The sequence below is a fragment of the Arthrobacter sp. TJ-240 genome (assembly GCF_058269195.1).
The window spans coordinates 73,404-94,557 of the sequence record NZ_JBZCNG010000003.1; the positions used below are offsets into that span (position 1 = coordinate 73,404).

A 21,154-nucleotide genomic window follows, 5' to 3' on the forward strand; every position below is an offset into this window, starting at 1 on the left:
CCAGGCCCACACCGGGCCGGTGTTCGAGGAAGCGGCCCTTAATATTTCAAGGCCGTCCGCGGCCGCAGAAATTTCGTTGGCCGCGTTCGAACACCGGTTCGGCGTGGTGAAACCTAGACTTCCTCGACAGAACTCGGCTCGGCCCGTGAGAGGTCGATGCCCAGTTCCTCCGCGGCCCGGAAGACTTCTTCATCCGAGTCACGCATCTCGATCGTCGTGCCGTCGGTGGAGAGGACCTCCACGTTGAGGCAGAGCGACTGCATTTCCTTGATGAGGACCTTGAAGGACTCGGGAACGCCCGGCTCGGGGATGTTCTCGCCCTTGACGATGGCCTCGTACACCTTGACGCGTCCGTGGATGTCGTCCGACTTGATGGTCAGGAGTTCCTGCAGCGTGTACGCCGCGCCGTAGGCCTCGAGGGCCCAGACTTCCATCTCACCGAAGCGCTGTCCGCCGAACTGTGCCTTACCACCCAGCGGCTGCTGCGTGATCATCGAGTACGGGCCGGTGGAGCGCGCGTGGATCTTGTCGTCCACCAGGTGGTGGAGCTTCAGGATGTACATGTAGCCGACGGAGATCGGGTCCGGGAACGGCTCGCCGGAGCGGCCGTCGAACAGGCGCGCCTTGCCGGATTCACCGATGAGGCGGTCGCCGTCACGCGTGACGTTCGTGGAGCCGAGCAGGCCGACGATCTCGTCCTCGGTAGCACCGTCGAACACGGGGGTCGCGACGGTGGTCGAGGCGATCTCCCGGGGGAGGTTCGGGAGGTTCTTCAACCACTCGGGCTCTCCCTCGATCTTCCAGCCCTGCTTGGCTGCCCAGCCGAGGTGGATCTCGAGGACCTGGCCCACGTTCATGCGGCCGGGGACGCCGAGCGGGTTCAGGACGATGTCGACGGGCGTGCCGTCCTCCAGGAACGGCATGTCCTCGATCGGCAGGATCTTGGAGATGACGCCCTTGTTGCCGTGGCGGCCTGCGAGCTTGTCGCCGTCCGTGATCTTGCGCTTCTGCGCGACGTACACGCGGACCAGCTGGTTGACGCCCGGGGGCAGCTCGTCGTCGTTGTCGCGGTCGAAGATGCGCACACCGATGACCGTGCCCGACTCGCCGTGGGGCACCTTCAGCGAGGTGTCGCGGACCTCGCGGCTCTTCTCACCGAAGATGGCACGCAGCAGGCGCTCCTCGGGGGTCAGTTCCGTCTCACCCTTGGGCGTGACGCGACCGACGAGGATGTCGCCGGCCTCGACCTCGGCACCGATGTGGATGATGCCGCGCTCGTCGAGCGCGCCGAGGACCTCCTCGGAGACGTTCGGGATGTCACGCGTGATCTCCTCGGCACCGAGCTTGGTGTCGCGGGCATCGACTTCGTGCTCCTCGATGTGGATCGACGTCAGGACATCGTCGGAGACGATGCGCTGCGACAGGATGATCGCGTCCTCGAAGTTGTGACCCTCCCAGGACATGAACGCCACCAGCATGTTCTTGCCGAGCGCGAGCTCGCCCTGGTCCGTGGAGGGACCGTCGGCGATGATCGTGTTGTACTCGACGCGATCGCCCTCGGAGACCAGGACGCGCTGGTTGTACGCGTTGCCCTGGTTCGAGCGGGCGAACTTCATGATCGGGTAGTTCGTCTCGGTGCCGTCGTCGTTGAGGATGCTGACCAGGTCGGCCGACACCTCGTTGACCACGCCGGCCTTCGTCGCGGTGACGGCGTCACCGGCGTCGACGGCTGCGTTCTTCTCCATGCCGGTGCCCACGAGGGGACGCTCGGAACGGAGCAGGGGCACGGCCTGGCGCTGCATGTTCGCACCCATGAGGGCGCGGTTCGCGTCGTCGTGCTCCAGGAACGGGATCATCGCGGTCGCGACGGACACCATCTGGCGCGGGGAGACGTCCATGTACTCGACCTCACCGGGCTCGACGAGCACGGGCTCGCCCGAACCACCACGCGTCCGCACGAGGACCATGTCCTCGGTGAACGTGTTGTCGGCGTCGAGGGGCGCGTTCGCCTGGGCGATGAGGCGCTCCACCTCGTCGTCGGCGGTCAGGTAGTCGATCTGGTCGGTGACGAGTCCCTCGACGACCTTGCGGTACGGGGTCTCGATGAAGCCGAACGCGTTGATGCGGCCGTACGAGGCTAGCGAACCGATGAGGCCGATGTTCGGGCCTTCAGGGGTCTCGATGGGGCACATGCGGCCGTAGTGCGACGGGTGGACGTCACGGACCTCCATGCCGGCACGGTCACGGGACAGACCACCCGGGCCCAGCGCGGACAGACGACGCTTGTGCGTGAGTCCGGCGAGCGGGTTGTTCTGGTCCATGAACTGCGACAGCTGGGAGGTTCCGAAGAACTCCTTGATCGCGGCGACGACGGGGCGGATGTTGATCAGGGTCTGCGGCGTGATCGCCTCGACGTCCTGCGTGGTCATCCGCTCACGGACGACGCGCTCCATGCGGGACAGGCCCGTGCGGACCTGGTTCTCGATGAGCTCGCCCACGGCGCGGATACGGCGGTTGCCGAAGTGGTCGATGTCGTCGACCTCGACGCGCAGCTCGACGTCGCCGCCGTCGCGCTTGCCGCCTAGGGTCTTCTCGCCGGCGTGCAGCGCCACCAGGAACTTGATCATCGCGACGATGTCGTCGATGTTCAGCACCGAGGCGTCGGAGTCCGTAAGGTCCTTGTCGATGCCGAGCTTGCGGTTGATCTTGTACCGGCCGACCTTCGCGAGGTCATAGCGCTTCGGGTTGAAGTACAGGTTGTCCAGGAGGGTCTGGGCAGCCTCGACCGTGGGGGGCTCGCCCGGTCGCAGCTTGCGGTAGATGTCCAGGAGAGCGTCCTCGCGGGTCTCCGTGGCGTCCTTCTCCATGGTGGCGCGGATGGAGTCGTACTGGCCGAACTCCTCGAGGATCTGGCCTTCGGTCCAGCCGAGGGCCTTCAGCAGCACGGTGACGGACTGCTTGCGCTTGCGGTCGAGGCGCACGCCGACCTGGTCGCGCTTGTCGATCTCGAGCTCGAACCATGCTCCACGCGACGGGATGATCTTCGCGCTGAAGATGTCCTTGTCGCTGGTCTTGTCGGCGGTGCGCTCGAAGTACGCACCGGGCGAACGGACGAGCTGCGACACGACGACACGCTCGGTGCCGTTGATGACGAAGGTGCCCTTGTCGGTCATCAGGGGGAAGTCGCCCATGAACACGGTCTGCTGCTTGATCTCGCCCGTGTTGTTGTTCATGAACTCGGCCTTGACGTACAGCGGGGCGGAGTAGGTCGCGTCGCGATCCTTGCACTCGGCCATGGTGTACTTGGGGTCCGCGAACTCGGGCTCGGAGAAGCTCAGGGACATGGTGCCCTGGAAGTCCTCGATCGGGGAGATCTCCTCGAAGATGTCTGCCAGGCCGGAGGTGGTGGCTACACCCTGCAGTCCCTTTTCCAGCGCTTCCTCGACACGCGCCTTCCAGCGCTCGTTGCCGACCAGCCAGTCGAAGCTGTCCGTCTGCAGGGCGAGGAGGTTGGGAACATCAAGCGGTTCGTGAATCTTTGCGAATGAGAGCCGGGGTGCGGCGCCGTCGGCGTCGACCTGGCTGGTAGCGGTTGCATTATTAGAGGTGCTCGGGGCGACCAAGAGGGATCCTTCCACAGACCGTCAGGCTTGTCAGCGTTTTCGCCTCAGCACCGCCACCGCAGTATGCTGCGGGGATCTCAGTGCTTACCGGGTCTGCCCGCGTGCTTCCCGACCGCGGGGCCAGGTTAAACGACGAGAGCAGAGCTAAGCCCACCGCTATATGAAGGCTACCGCTTTTGAAACAACCACGATTAGAGGGAAGACGCAAAGACCTACACTACGGCATCAGTAGCGTAAAGTCCAATAGCGCCTCTCCCCCGCATGCGTCAAGCCGGGCGCCCCGTCCTACCCCGCTGCGGGCTCCGGGAGCGGCCCGGTGCTCGTGTCGCCGCGCAACCGCTTGACGATCAGTTCCGCACTTATCAGGCACATCGGGATGCCGATCCCCGGCACGGTGGAGCTGCCCGCGTAGAACAGGTTCTCGACCTTCGCGCTCCGGTTCGAGCCTCGGAAGAACGCACTCTGCTTCAGGATGTGCGCCGGGCCGAGGGACGTTCCGCGCCAGGCGTTGAGGTCGTCCGCGAAGTCCTGCGGGCCGTAGCTGCGCCGCACCACGATGCGCTCCGCGAGGTCGGGGATGCCTGCCCAGGTGGAGATCTGCCTGATCACGGCGTCGGCGATCTCCTCCACGCGCGCGTCTCCCCCGCGGGCCAGTCCGCCCCTGCCGATGGTGACGTCGGCAGGGATGGGCACCAGGACGAAGACGTTCTCGTGGCCCTCCGGCGCCACGGAGTCGTCGGTGGCGCTGGGGCGGCAGACGTACAGCGACGCCGGCGAGGGCACGGAGGTCTCCTTGCCGAAGATCCGGCCGAAGTTGTCGCGCCAGTCGGTGGTGAACAGGAGCGTGTGGTGCTCGAGTTGCGGCAGCCCGCCCCGGACACCCAGGTACAGCAGGAGCGCGCTCGGTCCCGGGACGCGCTTCTCCCAGTACTTCTCGGGATACGTCTGCAGGTCGGCCGGCAGCAGCGTGGTCTCGGTGTGGTGGAGGTCCGCGGCGGAGACGACGATATCGGCGTCGATCGACGTCGTGGTGCCGTCGGTGCGGTAGGTGACCGCCCGCACGCTCGCCGCCTGCCGGTCGAGCGGGGAGCGTCCAGTCCCCCGCGGCGTGGTGTCGATCGCGACGACGTCGGCGCCCGTGCGGATCTGCACGCCGGCCGCCACGGCCACGCGGCGCATGGCCTCGATGAGGGTGGTGAAACCGCCCATCGGGTAGAGCACGCCGTCGTCGAGGTCGAGGTGGCTCATCAGGTGGTACATGCTCGGGGCGTCGAAGGGCGAGCTCCCGAGGAACACGGCCGGGTAGCCGAGGATCTGCCGGATGCGGGGGTCGGTGAAGCGCTTCTCCACGAAGGACTGCAGGGGCTGCAGCAGCAGCGAGCCGATGCGCGGCAGACGCTTCAGCACATCGGGCCGCAGGAATGGCAGGAACGACTGGTAGGTGGAGTAGAGGAAGCGCTTCTTGGCGATCTCGTAGGCGTCCTCGGCCGAGTCGAGGTAGTGCGAGAGCTGCTCCCCCGCTCCCGCCTCGAGGGACTCGAAGAGCTTCGTGACGGCCTCGCGGTCCGCGGGGACGTCGACGGCTCCCCCGGCCTCGAACATCACGCGGTAGCCGGGGTCGAGCTTCACGAGGTCCAGCTGCTCGGCGGCGCTCGTGCCCATGAGCCTGAAGAAGTGGTCGATGACCTCGGGCATCAGGTACCAGGACGGGCCGGTGTCGAAGCGGAAGCCGTCCTGCTCCCAGGACCCAGCGCGCCCGCCCACCTGGTCGCGCTTCTCGAGCAGCGTGACGCGGTGGCCCTCCCGCGCCAGCAGTGCCGACGTCGCCAGGCCGCCGATCCCGCCACCGATGACGACGACGTCCTGTGCACCTACCCGGTGACGCTCGCTCTGCTGTGCGGTCATGCCGTCCTCTCCTGCGCGGTGGCTTCCGGTATCGCGCGACCGGTGAAGGCTTTCGCCAGGATGCGGAACTTCACCGGGTTGGGGACCCGGACGCGTGCGCGGAGCAGTTCGTCGGCCGGGGTGCGCCGGAGCCTGGCCGCGAGTTCGGTGAACAGCCCCTGCGCGAGGGCGACGGCGCGGCGCGGCGCCGCGGGCAGGCCGGGCAGTGCCGCGGCGGAGATCCGCAGGTCCGCGTCGATGTCGTCCAGCAACCGCATCTTGTCGGCCTCGCCGAAGCTGCCGGGGCGCACGCCGGGGAAGTAGCTGCGACCGAGGGTCGAGAAATCCTCGGCGAGGTCCCGCAGGAAGTTGATCTTCTGGAAGGCGGCGCCGAGGTGCCGTGCGCCGTCCACGAGGACGGCGTCCTCCGCCGGGGTCACGGGTCGTCCGACGAGGAAGACGCGCAGGCACATGAGCCCCACGACCTCCGCGGACCCGTACACGTACAGGTCGAAGGACTCCTGCGTGTGCTCGCGCTGCGTGATGTCCGCGCGCATCGAGGCGAAGAAGGGCCGCGTCAGGTCCGTGCCGATCCCCGTGCTCCTCGCGGTGGCCGCGAAGGCGTGCACCACGAGGTTGGCGCTGTAGCCCGTCGCGATCGCCCGACCGGTCTCGCGTTCGAGGTCGTCGAGGAGCCGCTCCACGTCGGGGGGCGGGATCCCCGCCCCCGCAGCGGCGCCGTCGACGATCTCGTCGGCCACCCGGACGAGTGCGTACACCGCCTCGATATGCGCCCGTGTGCTGCGGTCGAGGGTGCGCGCGGCCATCCCGAACGACGTCGAGTAGCAGCGGATCACCTCGGCCGACGTCCGATAGGCGGCCGCGGTGTAGCGCGCGAGCGAGTCGTCGATACCCACTCAGCGCACCCGGTCCACGACGGCGGTGACCACGGGCTCGAGGGCGGTCCGCAGCGCCGGCGGCACCGCGCCGGACTCGAGGTGGGTCCGGGCCCGGGAGGCGTAGTCCGCGGCGAGGCCGGCGGAGTAGTCCTTGGCGCCGCTGTCGACGAGGACACGACGGACGTAGTCGGCATCGGCTGCGGACATGCCGGGACTGCCGACCAGCGAGGAGATCCTGTCCCACTCCGGGCGTGCCGCGACGAAGGACATCAGCGCCGTCCGCTTGCCCTCCCGCAGGTCGCCCCAGTTGGTCTTCCCGGTGCGCGTCTCGTTGCCGAACACGCCCAGCAGGTCGTCGGCGATCTGGTAGGCGATGCCGGCGTCGCGGCCGAACTCGCCGAGCCGCACGATCACCTCCTCGTCCGCCTCCGCGAGGACGGCGCCGGCCTGCAGCGGTCCCTCGAAGGAGTACACCGAGGTCTTGAGGCGCGCCATCTGGACGATGTCCTCGAGCGGGGGCATGGCGGGATCGAGCGAGGACTCGATGTCGAGGAACTCTCCCGCGGCCGAAGCGAAGACCGCCTCGTCGAGGATGGTCCCGAGGCGGCGCCGCGTGACGGCCGGCGCCTCGACGCGCTCGAGCAGCCGGTAGGCGTTGGACAGGGCGAGATCGCCCGCGATCACACCCGCCGAGAGCCCGACATGGCGTGCACCGTCAGGCGACATGCCTGCGCCCTCGGCGACGCTGCGGTAGTGGCCGGAGACGTTCGGGATGCCGCGGCGGACGAAGTCCCGGTCGATCACGTCGTCGTGCACGATCAGCGCGGTGTGCAGCAGTTCGAAGGCCGCGCCCAGTTCGGCGGCGTTCTCGAGGTCGCGGCCGCCGAGCATCTGGTAGGCGGACATGACCATGCGGGGGCGGAACCGCTTGCCGCCGGCGGTGCATCGCTCGAGGGTCTCCCACAGCGTGTGGTAGCCGGGGCCGATCTTCGCCGCGCGGACCTTGGACTCCTCGAAGAACCGCCCGAGGGCATCCTCGACCTGCTCGAGCCCGGCGGGCTCGACCAGCAAGGTGTCCATGTCCATAGGTAAAGTAAACAACGGATAGGGTGCCCCTGACGAAATGCGGGGCGCAGGCAGCCGGACGGGCTGCCCGGCAGTGGCGGACCCGCCGGCCGGATCATCAGCGAATAAAGGGTGCCACGATGGCGAGCGAAGCAGGAACCACGCGGCAGGACGCGGCAGCCACGGGGCGGACGGGCCCGGAGACCGAGCTCGTGGTGCTGCTCGCCGAGGACGGCACGCCGCTGGGGACGCACGAGAAGTCGACCGTCCACACGCTCGAGACGCCCCTGCACCTGGCCTTCTCCACGCACGTGTTCGACGATCGGGGCCGCATCCTCGTGACCCGCCGCGCCCTGTCCAAGAAGGCCTGGCCCGGCGTGTGGACCAACTCCTTCTGCGGGCATCCCGCGCCCGGGGAGGCCTTCGAGGACGCGGTGAACCGCCGCGCGGCGCAGGAGCTGGGCTTCACCATCCGGGACATCCGGCCGGCCGTGCCCGATTTCCGGTACCGCGCGGTCGATGCGTCGGGCATCGTCGAGAACGAGATCTGCCCCGTCTACACCGCCGTCGCGGACGGCGCCGTGGATCCCCTGCCCGAGGAGGTCATGGACTTCCAGTGGGTGGACGCCCCGCAGCTCGTCCGCGCGGTCACGGCGACACCCTGGGCCTTCAGTCCCTGGCTCACGCTGCAGCTCCCCCTGCTCTACCCGCAGGGCGCCGACGGACCGGGCCCGCGCGCGTCCGCCTGACCCCGGAGGCGGGTCCGGCCCGCCGCAGCGCCTACGCTTGGAGCGGCACCATTTCAACGATGAAAGAGAGTCCCACCATGGCGACACCCACGCCGACCCCCGACGACGTCGTCCTCGTCGGAGGTGCCCGCACACCCCTCGGGCGCCTCAACGGACAGCTCGCCTCCTTCACCGCCGTCGAGCTCGGCGCGCTCGCGATCACGGCGGCGCTGGACCGCGCGGGCGTCGACGCAGGCACCGTCGACACCGTCATCATGGGGCACGTGGTGCAGGCGGGCTGCGGCCAGAACCCCGCACGGCAGTCGGCCGTGAAGGCCGGCATCCCGTGGAACGTCCCCGCCGTCACCCTGAACAAGGTCTGCCTCTCCGGTCTGACGGCGGTGATCGACGCCGCCCGCCTCATCCGCAGCGGTGAGGCCCGCGTGGTCGTGGCCGGCGGGCAGGAGTCGATGACGCACGGTCCCCACCTGCTGCCGGGCTCCCGGCAGGGCTGGACCTACGGCTCCCTGCAGGCTCTCGACTCCGTGGCCCACGACGGCCTGACCGATGCCTTCGACGACGAGTCGATGGGAGCCTCGACGGAGCGCGGGAACGTCCGCCTCGAGATCCCCCGTGCAGCGCAGGACGAGGTCGCGGCGGCCTCCCACCGCCGTGCCGCGGACGCGACCGACGGCGGTATCCTCGCCGAGGAGATCGTCCCCGTCACCGTGCGCCGGCGGAAGGGCGGCGACGTCGTCCTCACCACCGACGAGGGCATCCGCCCGACGACCACCGTCGAGTCGCTCGCGGCGCTACGCCCCGCATTCAATCCCGACGGCGCCATCACGGCCGGCAACTCGTCGCCCCTGTCCGACGGCGCCGCGGCGCTCGTCGTCACCACGCGGTCCTACGCCGAGGAGGCCGGGCTCACCGTCCTCGCCGTCGTCGGGCGGCCCGGGCAGGTCGCAGGCCCGGACAACACCCTCCACTCCCAGCCCTCGGCCGCGATCCGGCAGGCCCTGGACCGTGCCGGCTGGACGACCGGGGAACTCGATTTCATCGAGATCAACGAGGCCTTCGGATCGGTGGCCGTCCAGTCGCTCAAGGATCTCGACTACCCGCTGGAGAAGTGCAACATCCACGGTGGCGCGATCGCCCTCGGACACCCGATCGGCGCGTCCGGCGCGCGCCTGGCCCTCCACGCCGCCCTGGAACTGGCGCGGCGCGGGAGCGGGAAGTCGGCCGTGAGCCTGTGCGGCGGCGGCGGGCAGGGCGAGGCGCTCCTGCTCTGGCGCTGACCGTCCCCGCCCCGCGGAGGCGACGACGCCCGTCCCCACCCCGGGAAACGAAGAAAGAGCCCCGCTTCGCGAGAAGCGGGGCTCTTTCGTCCTGCGGCGGTCCGGCGTCTGCCGGCCGCGGGTGCAGGGGTGTTACTTGAGGGTGACGGTGGCGCCGGCGGCCTCGAGGGCCTCCTTGGCCTTGTCTGCGGCTTCCTTGGTGACGCCCTCGAGGACGGCCTTGGGGGCGCTGTCGACAACGTCCTTGGCTTCCTTGAGGCCGAGCGAGGTGAGCGCGCGAACTTCCTTGATCACTGCGATCTTCTTGTCACCGGCAGCCTCGAGGACGACGTCGAACGCGGTCTGCTCCTCTTCGACGGACTCGGCGCCGCCACCGGCGGGGCCTGCGACTGCAACGGCAGCAGCGGTGACATCGAAGGTCTCCTCGAACAGCTTCACGAAGTCCGAGAGTTCAATGATGGACAGTTCCTTGAAAGCTTCGATGAGCTCTTCGTTGGTGAGCTTCGCCATGGGAGGCGTCCTTCCTTTAGTGGTGCAAGCACCTTCAGTGTGTGGGGCGAAGCGAAACTAGTTCGCTTCGGTTGCTGCGGCTTCCTCGGTGGGAGCATCCGCGGCGGGAGCCTCCGTGACGGCCTCTGCGGGAGCAGCGGCCTCCTCGGCTGCAGGAGCGCCGGCGTCGGCTGCAGGTGCAGCGCCGCCTTCCTCCTCGAGCTTGACGCGCAGTGCGTCGACCGTGCGGGCCAGGGCGGACATCGGTGCCTTGAGGACACCTGCCACACGGGCCAGCTGGAGCTCACGCGACTCGAGGGCCGCCAGGGCGATGACCTCGGAGGCGTTGAGGGCCTTGCCCTCGAAGATTCCGGTCTTGATGACGAGCTTCGGGTTGGCTTTCGCGAAATCCGTGAGGCTCTTGGCTGCAGCGACGGCGTCACCCTTGATGAAGGCGATCGCGGTGGGTCCGGACAGCTGGCCGTCGAACGCGTCGATGCCCGCCTCCTTCGCCGCGATGCCGGTCAGGGTGTTCTTGACGACGGAGAACTTGTTGTCGTTGCCGAGGGCACGACGCAGGTCCTTGAGCTGAGCGACGGTGAGCCCGCGGTATTCGGTCAGGACAGCGGCGGTGGAATCCTTGAAATCGGTGGCGATCTCATCCACTGCAGAAACCTTTGTTGGCGTTGCCATAACCCTCCTTCCGGGGATATGCGCCGGCTTTCCAACTCCCAATAAAAAACGCCCCGCGCAGATGCACGGGGCCTTGCTCGACACGGGCGCGGGGCCGGTGGAGAGGAGCTTCGTATCACCTGCGTAGGCCGTCCCTGACGGGAACTTTCGGATCCTGATCCTTTTTCCGATCGGCGCACGGATGCACCGGGTGGAAGCGGAGGAGGATCGACCGACGGTCTTTGGTCCTTCCAGCGTACGCGACGCGGGCGGGCCGGCCAAATCGGACGGCCGGCCCACTCCCCCGCTAGGACAGGACCTTCTGCCAGCCGGCGGTGCGGCCGGACGGCCGGAAGCCGAGTGCCACGTTGACGGCGAGCATGAAGGTGTTCTCCTCGGCGTTCCACGTGTAGACGCGCCGAGCGTCCGGCCACTCGTCGAGGGTGCGCCGGAGATTGACCGCTTTCAGCCACATGCCGAGCCGGTGCCCGCGGTGCTCCTCCAGCACGAGCGTGTCCTCCTGGTACACCACGGCCGGTCTCGCCCCGAAGCGCTCGAGGATGGTGTGCCCCACCAGCCGTCCCGTGGCGGCGTGCCGTACCGCGCAGACGAGGCTCGATGCACCGCCGGCGAGGGATGTCTCCTCCTCCCGGCGGATGCGCCCGACGTCCCACAACTCCTCCTCCTGGACGAACCCGCCGAGGGGAGGATCGGTGCTCATCCGCTGCCGCAGGAGCGCATAGTCCCCGATCAGGTCCTCCGGACAGCGGTCCGTCCAGCCGAGAAGCGTGTACTCGCCCGACCCTGCCGCAGCGGCCGCGGACTCATGCGCCCCCAGGCTGCCCGGTCCGTCCGGGTCCTGTCGCAGCAGGTCCAGGTCGAGGACGCTCTGCCGATCGACCTGGACCAGCTCGAATCCCCTGCGCAGGGCGAGGACCGCCGAGGCGTCGTCGGCTGGGAAGCTGCCGGCACCGGTCGGCGGGGCGAGCATCCGTCCGTCCCGTGCATCCTGCCGGTCGGCGCGCGCATCGCTCCAGGACATGATGATGCTCCTGCCGCGGAACGCCGCCTGCTGCTCCATGAAGGCGAGCAGCGCGGTGGCCGTACCCCGCCGCCTGTGCGAGGCCAGCACCTCGATCTGGAGATAGGCCGTCCGCAGATTGTCGCGCTGCGGGATGCTGAGGCGGGCGTTCGCAACGATGTGCCCGTGCTCCCGGGCGATCCCGAGGACGCGTTCGCGGTCCGGCGTGGGCTGCATCATGGTGAGGCGTTCCCGGAGGTCCAGCAGGAAGTCGTCGTGACCCCACAGGGCCCGTTCCACCTCGTTGCTGACGGCGGCGCTCAGCGCGAAGTCCCTGCCCCCGGGTGCGTCGAGGGTCGCCGGGATCGGGAGTTCGTCGATCGTGATGGTCATCCGCCCAGCATAGGCGCACTGATTGGGTTATCCCAACCAGTAGGGCGGACTGGCACGAAAAAGCCCCGCGGCACGGGCCGCGGGGCTTCATCGGGAGGTCTGCCTAGACGGCGAAGACCTTGGTGACGTTCGGGTCGACGGAGATGCCGGGACCGAAGGTCGTGGACACGGTGGCCTTCTGGATGTAGCGGCCCTTGGAAGCCGAGGGCTTCAGGCGGAGGATCTCCTCGAGCGCCGCGGCGTAGTTCTCGCCCAGCTTCTGCTCGTCGAAGGAGACCTTGCCGATGATGAAGTGGAGGTTCGAGTGCTTGTCGACACGGAAGTCGATCTTGCCGCCCTTGATGTCGGTGACAGCCTTGGCGACGTCCGCCGTGACCGTTCCGGTCTTCGGGTTCGGCATCAGGTTGCGGGGGCCGAGGATCTTTCCGAGGCGGCCCACCTTGCCCATGAGGTCAGGGGTGGCGACCGCGGCGTCGAAATCGGTCCAGCCGCCGGAGACCTTCTCGATCATGTCGTCCGAACCGACGAAGTCGGCGCCGGCCGCGATGGCGGCCTCGGCCCGGTCACCGGTCGCGAAGACCAGGACACGGGCGGTCTTGCCGGTGCCGTGGGGGAGGTTCACGGTGCCGCGGACCATCTGGTCCGCCTTGCGGGGGTCCACTCCGAGACGGAAGGACACCTCGACCGTGGCGTCGAACGTCGAAGGGTTGGTCTCCTTCGCGAGGACTACCGCTTCGAGGGGGGCGTACTGCTTGTCCGCCTCGATCTTCGCGGCAGCTCCCTTGTATGCTTTGCTGCGCTGTGCCATCTGCTTGTTCTCCTTATGCAGTCGTGGTCATCGGACCGCGCTGGGCCCTGCCACTCACGACAGTCCCGCGGGGCGGCGGCGTCGTGCTGTGAAATGGTGGTGTGCCCTCGTCCGGCGGTACCGGACACGGGCGGGTGGTGGGGGCTGTCAGCCCTCGACCGTGATGCCCATGGAGCGGGCGGTGCCGGCGATGATCTTCGCTGCTGCCTGCACGTCGTTGGCGTTGAGGTCTTCCATCTTCATGGTGGCGATCTCCTCGACCTGGGCGTTGGTCAGCTTCGCGACCTTCACCGTGTGGGGCGTGCCCGAACCCTTGGCGACGCCGGCTGCCTTCTTGATCAGCTCGGCTGCCGGAGGGGTCTTGGTGATGAAGGTGAACGAGCGGTCCTCGTACACCGTGATCTCCACGGGGATGACGTTTCCGCGCTGGGACTCCGTCGCGGCGTTGTACGCCTTGCAGAATTCCATGATGTTGACACCGTGCTGGCCAAGCGCGGGACCGATCGGAGGAGCCGGGTTGGCGGCGCCTGCGTTGATCTGCAGCTTGATGAGGCCGGTGACCTTTTTCTTGGGGGCCATGAAAGGGTCCTTCTCTTGCATTGCGTTCCCGCCGGACAGGAGCGTCCTGCGGGGTGGTGGCCGTTCTGGCGTGACGGCCTGACGGTACTCCCCGGCCAAGCAAGCCGGGAGGCGCCGAAGCTTTACTGGATCTTGGTGACCTGGTTGTAGGAGAGCGTGACCGGGGTCTCGCGCTCGAAGATCGAGACGAGCACGACGAGCTGCTGCGACTCGTGCTTGATCTCGGAGATGGTCGCCGGGAGGGTCTCGAAGGGACCCTCGTTGACGGTGACGGACTCGCCGACCTCGAAGTTGACGGTGGCCGGGGTGAACTGCGGCTGGACCGGCTTGCCCGACTCCGCGTCGGTGTGCACGATGGTGTGCTCGAGCATCGAGAACACCTCGTTCAGGCTCAGCGGGACGGGGTTGTGGGCGTTGCCCACGAAGCCGGTGACGCCCGGGGTGTGGCGCACCGCGCCCCAGGACTCGTCGGTGAGATCCATCCGGACGAGGACGTAGCCGGGGATACGCACGCGGTTGACGATCTTCCGCGTGGTGTTCTTGATCTCCACGACCTCTTCCATGGGCACCTGGATCTCGAAGATGTAATCCTCCATGTCCAGGGTCTGGATGCGGGTCTCGAGGTTCGCCTTCACGCGGTTCTCGTACCCGGCGTAGGAGTGGATGACGTACCAGTCACCCTCCTGGCGTCGGAGCTTGGCCTTGAAGTCGGCCACCGGGTCGGGGGCCTCCTCGGCGGGGGCGTCGTCGCCCTCCGAGGCGGCTGCCTCGTCGATGGAGCCTGCGGCCTCGTCGACGGCATCCGTGGCCGTGGCCTCGATGTCGGCGTCAGCGGCGTCGGACTCGATGTCGGCGTCAGCGGCATCGGACTCGTCGGCCTCGACGTCGTCCGCGAGGAGTCCGTCCTCGGCGGAGACGTCCGTGGCGGAGGGCTGCGCGTCGGAGTCCTCAGCAGGCACGTCGAGGTCGGACGCGTCCGCCCCCGCTCCGTACTCCTCGTTCTCCAGACCATCTTCGGGAGTGATCTGCCGTTCGAGTTCTTGCTCGGACACCTAGCCGCCTGCTTTCGAGAGTTGTCTTGCTTGCCTGTAATCGACCCGACACGTCAACAGCCGTAACGGAGCGTGCATTCCTGCGGTCGGGGTCAGTTGTCGCCGAAGACCCAGACCGCGCCGGCCCCGAACAGGAGGTCCAGGGCGGTCACGATGAGCATCATGATGACCACGAAGACGAGGACGGTGATGGTGAACCTGACCAGTTCCCGGCGGGTGGGCGTGACGACCTTCCCGAGTTCCGCGAGCACCTGGCGGATGAACAGCATGATGCGTCCGAAGAACCCGCGTCGGGGAGCCTTCTTCTCGGCAGGGCTTCCCTTGGAGCTGCTCGCAGCCGTATCGGTCACCGTCAACCTCATCAATCTGTGTGGTGTTCCAGCCGGACCACCAGTGGCGCCCCCAGCTGATCATGTTTACCGCCGCGCGGGGCCTGTGCCTGCGCCGGGGCTTCGTGATCTGTTTCTGCCGTGCCTTCGCGAGCTTTCCGCGAAGGCCACGCGCAGGGCAGACAGGACTCGAACCTGCAACCTGCGGTTTTGGAGACCGCTGCGCTACCAATTGCGCCACTACCCTTTGGCTTTGAACACGTACTGCTTCCACTCCGGAGGTCCCCGCGAGGGCACGAACCAGCATGGTGTTTCAACACCGAGGGTCAAGTCTACGCATTCACCGGCAGAACGTCGAACCGGGCCGCCGGGCCGATGCCCGGAAGCCTCGTCGCCGCGGTTCCCGTGCGATGCGCTGCGCCACCGCCGGGCCCCCGATCGGGGCCGTCCGGGCCCCAGCGCCTAAGCTGGAGCCTGACAAGAGACCCTCACGGAACGGGACCCGATGAACGCGACGACCGACGACTCACTCCGCGCAGCACTTCCCCGGATCTCCCGGCGGATCGATTCGATCGCGGAGTCGGCGACGCTGGCGGTCGACGCGAAGGCCAAGGCACTGAAGGCCGCGGGGCGGCCGGTCATCGGATTCGGCGCGGGCGAGCCGGACTTCCCCACGCCGGACTACATCGTGGAGGCGGCGATCGCGGCCGCACGGCAGCCGAGGTTCCACCGCTACTCCCCGGCCGGCGGCCTCCCGGAGCTCAAGCAGGCGATCGCCGAGAAGACCCTGCGCGATTCCGGCTACGCGGTGGATCCCGCCCAGGTCCTCGTGACGAACGGCGGCAAGCAAGCGGTCTACGAGTCCTTCGCGGGCCTGCTGGATCCGGGCGACGAGGTCCTCGTGCCCACACCGTTCTGGACCACCTACCCGGAGGCCATCCGGCTGGCCGGCGGCGTACCCGTCGAGGTGTTCGCAGGCCCGGAGCAGGGCTACCTCGCGACCGTGGACCAGCTCGAGGCCGCCCTGACGCCGCGCACGAAGGTGCTGCTGTTCGTCTCGCCGTCGAATCCCACCGGGGCCGTGTACGGTGCCGACGCGGTCCGGGAGATCGGGGAGTGGGCCGCGGCGCGCGGGCTCTGGGTCGTGACGGACGAGATCTACGAGCACCTGACCTACGACGGCGTGCCGTTCACGTCGATCGCGACGGCTGCCCCGTCGCTCGGCGACAAGGTGGTCGTCCTCAACGGCGTCGCGAAGACCTACGCGATGACCGGTTGGCGTGTCGGCTGGATGGTGGGCCCGAAGGACCTCGTGAAGGCGGCCACGAACCTGCAGTCGCACGCGACGTCGAACGTGTCCAACGTCCCTCAGATGGCGGCGCTCGCAGCGGTCTCGGGACCGCTGACGGCCGTCGACGAGATGAAGGTGGCCTTCGACCGCCGTCGCCGGGCGATGGTGTCCGCACTGAACGAGATCGAGGGCGTCGAGTGCCCCACGCCGCACGGCGCCTTCTACGCCTACGCGGACGTGCGCGCACTGCTCGGCCGCAGCTTCGACGGTGCCACCCCGACGACCTCCGCGGAGCTCGCGACGCTGATCCTCGAGAAGGTCGAGGTCGCCGTCGTGCCCGGTGAGGCGTTCGGACCGAGCGGGTACCTGCGGCTGTCCTACGCCCTGGGGGACGAGGACCTCGCGACCGGCGTCGCCCGTCTCCAGGAGTTCCTCGGCTCGGCGCACTAGTCCGGGCGCGGGCTCAGAGCAGCTTGCGCTCCGTTGCCCAGCGCGTGAGTTCGTGTCGCGAGGACAGCTGGAGCTTCCTCAGCACCGCGGACACGTGGGTCTCCACGGTCTTCACGGAGATGAAGAGCTCCTTGGCTGTCTCCTTGTAGCTGTATCCGCGGGCGATGAGCCGCATGACCTCGAGCTCGCGGGCCGAGAGGCGGTCGAGCTCGTCGTCGACGGCGACCGACGCGGTCCCGAACGCATCGAGCACGAACCCGGCGAGGCGCGGTGAGAACACGGCGTCGCCCGAGGCGATGCGCTGCACCGCGTCGGTGATCTCCGGACCGGAGATGGTCTTGGTGACATAGCCGCGAGCGCCGGCCCTGATGACGGCGACGACGTCCTCGGCGGAGTCCGAGACGCTGAGGGCGAGGAACCGCGACGTGGTTCCGCGCCGGGCGCAGCGGTGGATGACCTCCGCCCCGCCGCCTCCCCCGCCCCCGGGCAGGTGCACGTCGAGGAGGACGACGTCGGGCGCCGTAGCGGTGATGACGGCTTCGGCCTCCTCGACCGTGGCGGCCTCGCCGAGTACGCGGATCACCGGACCGAGCGCCGCCCTGAGGCCGGAGCGGAAGATGCCGTGGTCGTCGACGATCACCACCGACACCGTCCCGGGCATCGCCGCTTCCGTCAGCGGGTCGTCGCTGTTCATCGCTGTCCTTCCCCTGGCCGTCCTGCCGGCCGTCCGTCATGCCTGACCTGACGTGCGTGGTCCGTCTGCATGGTTTGTCGTGCGTGCGGACCGCGGTACCTCCGCGCCCGTGCTGCCGCCAGCCTAGACGAACGCCCCTCGGCGGGTGGGACGGACGGATCAGGCACTGCGGCGGACGGCGGTAGGCAACCTGAGCCGCACCTCGGTGCCGTCCTCGTCGCTGCGCAGGTCCGAGGACCCGCCATGACGGGCCATCCGGCTGTGGATCGATTCGCGGATCCCGAGGCGGTCCCCGGGGACGGACGCAGGGTCGAACCCGGGGCCGCGGTCCCGGACGAAGACCTCGACGGCGTCGGTGCCCGCCTCGAGGTAGACGGACACAGCGACGCCCGCGTGCTTCGCCGCGTTCAGCATGGCCTCCCGTGCCGCCTGCGCCAGGGCGTCCTCCGCGGGCCCGAGGGCGGCGTCCCCCACCGCGACGACGGCGACCGGGTGGCCGTACAGGTCCTCGATCTCGCCGGCCATGACGCGCAGGCGCTCGGCGAGGCTGCCCGGATCTCGCGCGGGATCCGCGAACAGCCACTGGCGCAGTTCGCGCTCCTGCGCACGGGCCAGGCGCAGCACGTCCGTTTCGGAATCGGCGCGGTTCTGGATGAGCGCGAGGGTCTGCAGGACGGAGTCGTGCAGGTGGGCCGCGATCTCCGCGCGCTCCGTCTCCCGCACGCGGCCCGCCCGTTCCCGCTCGAGATCGCGCCAGAACTTCAGGCCCCAGGGGGCGAGGACCAGCCCGACGCCCGCGAGGACGGCGAGGACGGCAACGAGAGTAGCGACCGTCAGAGTCCATGAGCCGCTGCTGGACAGGGCGACGAGCACACCGACCACCACGAGCACGATGCCCGCGATCAGCCGCAGCGTCCCTCCGACCCGCCCGGCCCCTGCGCGGTCCATGACCCTGGCACGGCGCACCTCGTCGAGCTGGGCCCAGGCCAGGGCGGCACCCGTCGCCACGACGGCGATGGGCAGGAGGAAACCCCAGTTGACCTGGACGCCGAGCAGCTGCACCACGAGTACGGCCGCGGCCAGCAGCAGGGCGGTGCCGAACAGGATCTCACGGCGGCCGGCGCTCATGGAGCGGTCACGCCAGGAGTCGGCGTCGAAGAGAAGCGCGGTGCCGGGGCCGACCGGAGCGAGGGAGCCCCGGGGCGACGCTCCCTGAGGATCGCCGGTGCCGCCCGCGTTGCCGCGGCCGACGGAGCCAGGGCCGCCAGGGTTTCCTGAGCCGCCAGAGCCGGCCAAGCCGGCTGGGGCGGGTGGGCTGCCCGGGCTGCCCGGGCTGCCCGAGCTGGCTGTGCTGCCGGGATGGGTACCGCGAGCGCCGCGCGGAGGGACGGGCCCATAGGCCAACCCGGTACCGACGGGACGTCTTATGCCCGGGCCGTCACCGACACGGTCCATGAAGGCAGCGGGGCCGCTCTTCCTGCCCGCCTCGGCCGCCTTGTCCGCAGCGGTGGGGACGAAGACCCAGAGCCAGGCATAGAGCAGGATCCCGGCACCCGAGGCGAGGGTCAGGACTGCCATGCCCACGCGGACCCAGGACGGCGAGATGCCCAGGTGCACCGCGAGTCCGGCGCAGACTCCGGCGATCACGCCGTCGGATCTGCGCAGCAGCGGAGGTCTCATAGCAACATCACAACATACAGAAGCCCTGAGCGGACCGCTCCCTGACAGGAATCAGGGCGTTCTCAGGGTTCAATCAGGGTCGGCCCCGATACCGCGCACCCGGTGCGGGAGGAAGCATGGAGGCATGACCTCAGCACCGAACCCAGGCGGGCCGTCCTGGCAGCAAGAACCGGCCGCATCCCATCCGACGGGGCACCCCACGTCGTCGTCGTTCTACCGCTGGATCCGCAGCCTGGACATCACCCGGACGCCCGACCGCTGGCTGGGCGGGGTCTCCGGCGGTGTGGCCCGCCGCACGGGTCTGGACCTGGCCCTCGTCCGCGGACTGATCGTCGTCCTGGCGGTCTTTGGCGGAATCGGCGTGCTGCTCTACGGCCTCGCCTGGGCGCTGCTCCCGGAGCCCGACGGGCGTATCCACCTGGAGCAGGCCCACCGCGGATCGTGGACGTCCGGGCTGACCGGCGCGGCGGTCCTGGTCACGGTCGGGCTGTGGGGTCCGAACGTCCCCTTTCGGGGGGAGGGCGGCGGGCTCCTCTGGACCCTGTTCTGGATCGGCGCAGTCATCCTCTTCGTCTACTGGATCGTGAATCGCTCGAGTGGCGGCAAGGCTCCTGCAGGGACGCCGGGCGGCGGCCCCCAGGGCTTCGGCGGCGGTCCGGGCGGTGGCCCTGTGCCACCCACCGGACCTGGTTTTTCCGGGCCCGGACCTACCGGACCGACCGGACCGACCGGCGGATCGGTTCCCGGGGGTCCGAGCGGTTTCGGAGGTCCGAGTGGTTTCGGAGGTCCTGCGGGTCCCACCGGATCCACGGGTCCCACCGGATCCACGAGTCCCACCGGGTTCGGGGGTCCTACCGGCATCGGGGATCCGGCCGGCACCACCGGCGACAAGGACTCCCCCGGTACCGGTCCTGCCGGCTCCTCAGCTCGTACCGCTTCCGATACACCGGCGGATACAGACGGTCCCGGGAACGCAGGCGTGGGGAACGACGCGCAGGACATGGCGCAGGACGAGGACACCTACCGGACCGTCCCCCTGCCGTACCGGCCCGACACGGCCGTCGCAGGAACCCGGGACTACACGCAACCGTACGAGCCGTATCAGCCCTACCAGCCGTACCAGGGCTGGACCGACGCCTCGGCCTACCCTGGACCAGGGGTCCTCGACACCAGGACCCCTCCCACCAAGGGCCGCAGCATCGACAACCGTCAGCCCCGCCCCTCCGGACCCGCCACGGCGCTCCTCATCGGTGGTGCCCTGACGGTCGCCGCCATCGTCCTCGCGCTCGACTACACGAACGTGCTCGACGTCGCCGATGCGGCCGTCGTGGCGCTCGCGACGGCCGCGATCGTCCTCGCCCTCGGCGTCGTGGCGCTCGGCATCCGGGGACGCACCTCGGGGCTGGTCGGGGTGACGGCAGCCCTTGCGACGATCGGCGCGCTCATCGCCTCGTTCACCGTGGCCGGAGGGGCATGGATCGTCGCCCAGGAGTCCAGGACCGCGCCGACATCGCTGCAGGCGGCCTCCGACGGGTACAGCGTCCTGGTGGCCCAGACGACGATCGACCTCGCCGACCTGCCCAGGCCGGCGCGCGACGTCGTCGTGCCGGTCAACTCGCTGGCGAGCGACGTCACCGTGATCGTCCCCGAGGACGTCCCCGTCGAGGTGCGCACCCGGATGGCACTTGGCAGCGCCGACGCACAGGGGGCACCCTCCATCGTCGACTCCGCGTCGCCCCGGTTCGAGAGCGACGGCGGCGTACTGCAGTTGAGCAGCAGTGAGTTGAACCCCGACGCGACCGGCGCCGCCCTCATCCTGGAGGTGCGCGGCGCCCTGAGCGACGTGACGATCAGGACCACCGCCGGCGCCGACGCCGACCCCACCCCCAGCCCCGTTCCCAGCCCCAGCACCTCCGCAGGAGACACCCCATGAGCACCTCACTGACCCGACCGAAGAGGCGGGCACGCGTCGTCACGATCGTCTGGGGGGCCGTGCTCCTCGCCGTCGCCGTCCTGCTCCTCGTCAGCCAGTTCGTCGCCCTCGCCATCGACCCGGTGATCGTGGCCCTCGGCCTGCTGGTCGGCGTCGGACTCTCCCTGGTGGTAGGTGGCATCCTGTCACTGCGGACACGACCGACTCCGGACGACCGCGACGACGACCTGCCGACCTACTGACCGCGGCACACCAGCTCCGACCGA

The 21,154-nt window shown here is 69.1% G+C and carries 18 protein-coding genes and 1 tRNA gene; 5 read left to right on the forward strand and 14 right to left on the reverse strand.

Features of this window, described 5'->3' with window-relative positions:
- Positions 1-113: 113 nt before the first annotated feature.
- From rpoB to AC4D2C_RS08610, 4 genes are all read right to left on the reverse strand, one after another.
- The gene (gene rpoB / locus AC4D2C_RS08595) at positions 114-3,623 is read right to left on the reverse strand and encodes a DNA-directed RNA polymerase subunit beta (protein WP_490907369.1); all 3,510 of its coding nucleotides are present in this window, start codon (positions 3,621-3,623) and stop codon (positions 114-116) included.
- 285 nt (positions 3,624-3,908) lie between these two features.
- Positions 3,909-5,528, reverse strand: coding sequence for a phytoene desaturase family protein (gene crtI / locus AC4D2C_RS08600; protein ID WP_490914137.1), 1,620 nt, complete (start codon positions 5,526-5,528; stop codon positions 3,909-3,911).
- The gene (locus AC4D2C_RS08605) at positions 5,525-6,424 is read right to left on the reverse strand and encodes a phytoene/squalene synthase family protein (protein ID WP_490914139.1); all 900 of its coding nucleotides are present in this window, start codon (positions 6,422-6,424) and stop codon (positions 5,525-5,527) included. Before AC4D2C_RS08605 ends, crtI begins: the two co-directional genes overlap by 4 nt.
- Positions 6,425-7,492: a polyprenyl synthetase family protein gene (locus AC4D2C_RS08610; protein ID WP_490914141.1), complete on the reverse strand. Its 1,068-nt coding sequence runs from the start codon at positions 7,490-7,492 to the stop codon at positions 6,425-6,427.
- A 119-nt stretch (positions 7,493-7,611) separates the two neighbouring features.
- Here AC4D2C_RS08610 and idi point away from each other — a divergent pair, with 119 nt between their 5' ends.
- Both idi and AC4D2C_RS08620 read left to right on the forward strand, forming a co-directional pair.
- Positions 7,612-8,220: an isopentenyl-diphosphate Delta-isomerase gene (gene idi, locus AC4D2C_RS08615; RefSeq protein ID WP_490914143.1), complete on the forward strand. Its 609-nt coding sequence runs from the start codon at positions 7,612-7,614 to the stop codon at positions 8,218-8,220.
- A 77-nt stretch (positions 8,221-8,297) separates the two neighbouring features.
- The gene (locus tag AC4D2C_RS08620) at positions 8,298-9,497 is read left to right on the forward strand and encodes an acetyl-CoA C-acetyltransferase (RefSeq protein WP_490914144.1); all 1,200 of its coding nucleotides are present in this window, start codon (positions 8,298-8,300) and stop codon (positions 9,495-9,497) included.
- A 132-nt stretch (positions 9,498-9,629) separates the two neighbouring features.
- Here the strand turns inward: AC4D2C_RS08620 and rplL are convergent, their stop codons facing one another.
- The 8 genes from rplL to AC4D2C_RS08660 form a co-directional block, all read right to left on the reverse strand.
- Complete coding sequence (gene rplL, locus AC4D2C_RS08625) at positions 9,630-10,007, reverse strand: 50S ribosomal protein L7/L12 (RefSeq protein WP_334210706.1); 378 nt, start codon at positions 10,005-10,007, stop codon at positions 9,630-9,632.
- A gap of 57 nt (positions 10,008-10,064) precedes the next feature.
- A complete protein-coding gene (rplJ, locus tag AC4D2C_RS08630) occupies positions 10,065-10,679 on the reverse strand; it encodes a 50S ribosomal protein L10 (protein ID WP_490914146.1) in 615 nt (204 codons plus the stop codon).
- Between the two features lie 286 nt (positions 10,680-10,965).
- Positions 10,966-12,072, reverse strand: a complete 1,107-nt coding sequence (locus AC4D2C_RS08635) for a GNAT family N-acetyltransferase (RefSeq protein ID WP_490914148.1) — start codon at positions 12,070-12,072, stop codon at positions 10,966-10,968.
- Between the two features lie 103 nt (positions 12,073-12,175).
- Positions 12,176-12,880 (reverse strand): 50S ribosomal protein L1, encoded by a 705-nt coding sequence (rplA, locus tag AC4D2C_RS08640; RefSeq protein WP_104050973.1) that lies wholly within the window; start codon positions 12,878-12,880, stop codon positions 12,176-12,178.
- Positions 12,881-13,027: 147 nt separating this feature from the next.
- On the reverse strand, positions 13,028-13,459 hold the full coding sequence (rplK, locus tag AC4D2C_RS08645; protein WP_087030133.1) for a 50S ribosomal protein L11: 432 nt from the start codon (positions 13,457-13,459) through the stop codon (positions 13,028-13,030).
- A 122-nt stretch (positions 13,460-13,581) separates the two neighbouring features.
- Positions 13,582-14,511 (reverse strand): transcription termination/antitermination protein NusG, encoded by a 930-nt coding sequence (nusG, locus tag AC4D2C_RS08650; RefSeq protein WP_490907347.1) that lies wholly within the window; start codon positions 14,509-14,511, stop codon positions 13,582-13,584.
- A 92-nt stretch (positions 14,512-14,603) separates the two neighbouring features.
- On the reverse strand, positions 14,604-14,861 hold the full coding sequence (gene secE, locus AC4D2C_RS08655) for a preprotein translocase subunit SecE (protein ID WP_490907344.1): 258 nt from the start codon (positions 14,859-14,861) through the stop codon (positions 14,604-14,606).
- A 153-nt stretch (positions 14,862-15,014) separates the two neighbouring features.
- Positions 15,015-15,087: transfer RNA gene (locus tag AC4D2C_RS08660), tRNA-Trp, on the reverse strand.
- Positions 15,088-15,345: 258 nt separating this feature from the next.
- Here AC4D2C_RS08660 and AC4D2C_RS08665 point away from each other — a divergent pair.
- Positions 15,346-16,581 (forward strand): pyridoxal phosphate-dependent aminotransferase, encoded by a 1,236-nt coding sequence (locus AC4D2C_RS08665; RefSeq protein WP_490914150.1) that lies wholly within the window; start codon positions 15,346-15,348, stop codon positions 16,579-16,581.
- Positions 16,582-16,594: 13 nt separating this feature from the next.
- Here the strand turns inward: AC4D2C_RS08665 and AC4D2C_RS08670 are convergent, their stop codons facing one another.
- Positions 16,595-17,275, reverse strand: a complete 681-nt coding sequence (locus tag AC4D2C_RS08670) for a LuxR C-terminal-related transcriptional regulator (protein ID WP_490914152.1) — start codon at positions 17,273-17,275, stop codon at positions 16,595-16,597.
- A gap of 159 nt (positions 17,276-17,434) precedes the next feature.
- Complete coding sequence (locus tag AC4D2C_RS08675) at positions 17,435-18,955, reverse strand: ATP-binding protein (RefSeq protein ID WP_490914154.1); 1,521 nt, start codon at positions 18,953-18,955, stop codon at positions 17,435-17,437.
- Positions 18,956-19,079: 124 nt separating this feature from the next.
- Here AC4D2C_RS08675 and AC4D2C_RS08680 point away from each other — a divergent pair, with 124 nt between their 5' ends.
- Both AC4D2C_RS08680 and AC4D2C_RS08685 read left to right on the forward strand, forming a co-directional pair.
- Positions 19,080-20,888, forward strand: coding sequence for a PspC domain-containing protein (locus AC4D2C_RS08680; RefSeq protein ID WP_490914156.1), 1,809 nt, complete (start codon positions 19,080-19,082; stop codon positions 20,886-20,888).
- The gene (locus AC4D2C_RS08685) at positions 20,885-21,130 is read left to right on the forward strand and encodes a hypothetical protein (RefSeq protein WP_490914158.1); all 246 of its coding nucleotides are present in this window, start codon (positions 20,885-20,887) and stop codon (positions 21,128-21,130) included. Before AC4D2C_RS08680 ends, AC4D2C_RS08685 begins: the two co-directional genes overlap by 4 nt.
- Positions 21,131-21,154: the final 24 nt, after the last annotated feature.

Coding starts and splice junctions, on each gene's coding strand:
- crtI (WP_490914137.1), bottom strand. CDS start 5,528: ATGACCGCACAGCAGAGCGAGCGTCACCGGGTAGGTGCACAGGACGTC.
- AC4D2C_RS08610 (WP_490914141.1), bottom strand. CDS start 7,492: ATGGACATGGACACCTTGCTGGTCGAGCCCGCCGGGCTCGAGCAGGTC.
- idi (WP_490914143.1), top strand. CDS start 7,612: ATGGCGAGCGAAGCAGGAACCACGCGGCAGGACGCGGCAGCCACGGGG.
- AC4D2C_RS08620 (WP_490914144.1), top strand. CDS start 8,298: ATGGCGACACCCACGCCGACCCCCGACGACGTCGTCCTCGTCGGAGGT.
- rplL (WP_334210706.1), bottom strand. CDS start 10,007: ATGGCGAAGCTCACCAACGAAGAGCTCATCGAAGCTTTCAAGGAACTG.
- rplJ (WP_490914146.1), bottom strand. CDS start 10,679: ATGGCAACGCCAACAAAGGTTTCTGCAGTGGATGAGATCGCCACCGAT.
- AC4D2C_RS08635 (WP_490914148.1), bottom strand. CDS start 12,072: ATGACCATCACGATCGACGAACTCCCGATCCCGGCGACCCTCGACGCA.
- rplA (WP_104050973.1), bottom strand. CDS start 12,880: ATGGCACAGCGCAGCAAAGCATACAAGGGAGCTGCCGCGAAGATCGAG.
- rplK (WP_087030133.1), bottom strand. CDS start 13,459: ATGGCCCCCAAGAAAAAGGTCACCGGCCTCATCAAGCTGCAGATCAAC.
- AC4D2C_RS08665 (WP_490914150.1), top strand. CDS start 15,346: ATGAACGCGACGACCGACGACTCACTCCGCGCAGCACTTCCCCGGATC.
- AC4D2C_RS08670 (WP_490914152.1), bottom strand. CDS start 17,275: ATGAACAGCGACGACCCGCTGACGGAAGCGGCGATGCCCGGGACGGTG.
- AC4D2C_RS08675 (WP_490914154.1), bottom strand. CDS start 18,955: ATGAGACCTCCGCTGCTGCGCAGATCCGACGGCGTGATCGCCGGAGTC.
- AC4D2C_RS08680 (WP_490914156.1), top strand. CDS start 19,080: ATGACCTCAGCACCGAACCCAGGCGGGCCGTCCTGGCAGCAAGAACCG.
- AC4D2C_RS08685 (WP_490914158.1), top strand. CDS start 20,885: ATGAGCACCTCACTGACCCGACCGAAGAGGCGGGCACGCGTCGTCACG.